The organism is Pseudoduganella sp. RAF53_2 (assembly GCF_052113985.1).
Taxonomy (GTDB): domain Bacteria; phylum Pseudomonadota; class Gammaproteobacteria; order Burkholderiales; family Burkholderiaceae_D; genus Rugamonas.
Window position 1 is genome coordinate 1 of record NZ_JBFRDW010000552.1, and the last position, 4,152, is coordinate 4,152.

Sequence of the window (4,152 nt, forward strand, 5' to 3'; positions counted from 1 at the left end):
GCTGAAACAACTGGGTGATCGCTTTGCCAAGTTCGAAGCCGATGTGGCAAATTCGCAGCAAAAATCAGTGAAATAAAATCAATATCTGCCGGGCGGCCAAGCGGCTGCCCGGTCCCGCCTGGTTCCCGTGTGGCCCTGACGCCACAAATTGTTGTTCTCTCGAAAGCGTTTTAATAATTTCTTCATGAATTAAATTCACGCAAGAGTGACTGAATTATAATCCCGCCTCAAAGCCTTCCCCCAGCGCAGCTATTCTTTGACCAAACGATGACCGGATGAGGTCGATCTAGATTTTTTGCATATAAATCCGCAAAGGAAATCGAATTTGTCACGATTTGGTCAGTTCATGCATAGTTGCACGAAAAATAAACAATTATGCGCGCAGGGAAACCTTGTGTGTGTCACAGAGTTGTCATAAAGCTGTCACGGTCTTGAAAAACAGACCGGATAGACTCGCTGGTCGGCTAATAAATTTGCAATATTAATACTCGTAAAACAAGGCCGCGAGCGGGGTAGTCACAAGCAATACCGTCCGTGTCCAATAATTTTGTCTCTTTTGGGGTTATTACAATGAAGAATCAAAAACGACTTCGGTTGACGCAGATCGCGTTTAGCCTGTCACTCGCTCTGGCGGCTCCCGCCTTCGCGCAGAACACCACGTCCGCCATCGGCGGCCGTATCTCCGTTGCTGATGGCAAACCAGCAGCTGGCGCCCAGGTGACGATCCTGCACGTTGAATCCGGTTCCGTCAGCAACGTGGTGACCGACGCCGAAGGCCGTTACGTTGCACGCGGTCTGCGCGCCGGCGGTCCTTACACCATTACGGTCACCCAGAATGGCGTGACCGAAAAGCGCGAAGGCGTGTTCATCGAGCTGGCGCAGACCGCCAACGTGGACGCCACCATCGGCGCACCGATGCAGACCGTGACCGTTTCCGGCGTGGCCGGCGGCCGCAATGAGCGATTCTCCAAGTCCTCCATGGGCTCGGGTACCAGCATCAGCTCCGCTGAACTGGCTATCCAGGCGTCCATCGCGCGTAACCTGGCAGACTATGCCCGCTCCGACCCACGTATTTCGCAGACCGATAAGGAACGTGGCGAACTGTCCGTGGCCGGCCAGAACTCCCGCTACAACAGCCTGACCATCGACGGCGTGGCCGTGAACGACACCTTCGGTCTGGAAGCCAACGGCTCCCCGACCCTGAAGCAGCCGATCTCGATCGAAGCAATCCAGTCGGTACAGGTGAACGTAGCCAACTACGACGTGACCCAGAAGGGATACACCGGCGGCAATATCAACGCCGTGACCAAGTCTGGTACCAACCAGGTGAAGGGTTCGGTTTACTACGTCTTCCGTAACGACCGCCTGGCCGGTGACCGCTACAACTCGTCCAACGACACCTACTCCGCTCCGGCTCCTTTCAAGGAAACCACCAAGGGCGCGACCATCGGTGCTCCGCTGATCAAGGACAAGCTGTTCATCTTCGCCAACTACGAGAAGTTTGAATCGACCCGTACCGCGCCGGCCTTCGGCCCACTGGGTTCGAGCCTGACCAACGTGGGCGTGACCCCGTCCGCCATCTCCAGCGCGCAATCCATCGCCAAGAACACCTGGGGCATGGACATCGGCACCTCCGACGTGCCGGCCGGCCTGGCTGCAAACGTGACCGACAAGCTGGTCAAACTGGACTGGAACATCAACGACGACCACCGCCTGATGGTTCGTTGGGCCAAGACCTCGCAAACCGAGCCGCAGTTCTCCGGCCTGTCCGCGACCGGCCTGTCCCTGAACTCCGAATGGTACGCGCAGAACAAGTCGATCGAGACCAAGGTTGCCCAGCTGACTTCCGACTGGACTCCGACCTTCTCGACCGAGATCAAGTACTCGCAGCGCGACTATGACTCCGTGCCTGCCCTGAACTCCAACCTGCCTCTGATGGGCCTGCAGTTCAGCGGCGCTCTGCCAGCCGGTGCACCGGCCGGCGTGTCGACCGGTAACCGCTTCCTGAACTTCGGTACCGACAACAGCCGCCAGCTGAACGTGCTGGGCACCAAGACCAAGGACGCCTACGTTGGCGCCAACTGGTCCCACGGCGATCACGAAATCAAGTTCGGCGGTGACCTGAACAAGAACGACGTGTACAACGCCTTCCTGCAGAACGTATGGGGCAACTACACCTTCAACTGCATTAACGGCGCTGCCTACGACTTCAAGGGCGGTGCGACCATCGCCAGCTGCACGAACCTGTCCAACGCCGACTATGAAGCCGCCGTTCTGGAAAACTTCCGCCGCGGCCGTCCGACCTCTTACCTGGTTCAGGTGGCAGCGCCTGGCCGCACCCTGAACGACGCGATCTCGCAGTTCAGCTTCAAAAACTACGGCCTGTTCGTGCAGGACCAGTGGTCGGTGACCAAGAACCTGACCGTGCAGGCTGGTGTGCGTGTTGACTACGCTGACATCGGCGAGCATCCGCTGCAGAACACCGCCGTGCTGGCTGCTGCCGGTCCGATCGTGAACGGCCGCGCTACCGGCGGCTTCGGTCTGGACAACACCAAGACCTTCGACGGCCAGAAACTGTGGCAGCCGCGCGTAGGCTTCAACTACAAGCTGGATACCGAGCGCAACACCCAGATCCGCGGTGGTGCAGGCCTGTTCCAGGGCGCCGCGCTGACCGTGTGGCTGTCCAACCCGTTCTCGAACACCGGCGTTGCGACCAACGTGCTGGGTTGCGGCACCAGCGGCTTCTCGGCTTGCTCGACCACTGCTTCGATCTTCACTCCGGACATCACCAAGCAGCCGACCAACTTCTCCGGCGCACAGCCGGCTGCGAACGTCGACGCACTGGCTCCTGGCCTGCGTCAGCCGTCCGTGTGGAAGGCTAACGTCGCTGTTGACCACGAACTGCCTTGGTACAACATGGTGCTGAGCGGCGAATTCCTGAAGCTCAAGACCCGCGACGCAATCTACTACCAGAACCTGAACCTGGGTGCGCCAACCCTGATCGGTCATGACGGCCGTGAGCTGTACTACACCGCACAGGGCTACAACCCGGCTTGCTGGACCGCGAACGGTAACCTGACCAACGGCGTCTGCACCGGCTTCCGCGCCAAGGCACAGTCCAACGCATCGTTCAACAACGTGCTGGTAGCAACCCAGACCAGCGAAGGCTACTCGAACATCGCTACGATGTCCCTGAGCCGTCCGCTGATCGGTGGCTTCGGCTGGTCGCTGTCGTACACTTACACGGAAGCGAAGGAAGTTTCTCCGCTGACCTCRTCGACCTCCAGCTCCAACTACCTGAGCCGCTCCATCTTCAACCCGAACGAAGAAGTGGATGCTAACTCGGCGTACCTGGTGAAGAACCGTATCAACGCCATGGTTAACTTCCGTAAGGCGTTCTGGGGCGCTTACCGCACCACCTTCGGTCTGTTCTACGAAGGCCGTACCGGCAAGCCATACAGCTGGACCTTCAACAACGACATGAACGGTGACTCCTCGGCCGGTAACGACCTGATGTACATCCCGTCCAAGCCGGGTTCGGGCGAAGTGCTGTTCGTGGGCGACACCGCGACCAACCACCCGAACGAAGACAAGTTCTGGAGCATCGTGAACGCCAACCGTTCGCTGCGTAACGCCATGGGCGGCGTGACCAAGCGTAACGATGCCTTCTCGCCATGGACCAACAGCTTCGACGTGCGTATCGCTCAGGAACTGCCAGGTCTGTGGAAAGGCCACAAGGCTTCTCTGACCTTCGACATCTTCAACGTCGGCAATCTGCTGAACAAGAAGTGGGGCCGTATCAACGAGATCAGCTTCCAGACCAACGGCGGCCAGGCGCGCTCCTTCGTGGACTTCGCTGGTGTCGATCCTGCATCCGGCAAGTACATCTACCGTCTGCGCGACGTGGTGGAACCGTTCGATGTCCGCCAGGTCAAGGGCGAATCCCAGTGGGCTATGCAAGCTACCTTCAAGTACGAGTTCTAAGCGCTTTGCTTGATATAGTTTGATACAAGGGGCCGGTGGAAACACCGGCCCTTTTCTTTGTACAATGGACTTTTTGCCTTTCCCGTTTTTCGCCATGAAATCCTCCCTGCGGCCCCTTCTTCTTGCGGCCCTTCTGAGTGGCTGCGCTGTCTTGCGGCCTTCCAATAC

General features: G+C 58.4%; 1 protein-coding gene. It reads left to right on the top strand.

The features are described from left to right. Window positions 1–570 precede the first annotated feature (570 nt). Window positions 571–3,984: a TonB-dependent receptor domain-containing protein gene (locus AB4Z11_RS25140; protein ID WP_442028505.1), complete on the top strand. Its 3,414-nt coding sequence runs from the start codon at window positions 571–573 to the stop codon at window positions 3,982–3,984. The last annotated feature ends 168 nt before the right edge of the window (window positions 3,985–4,152 follow it).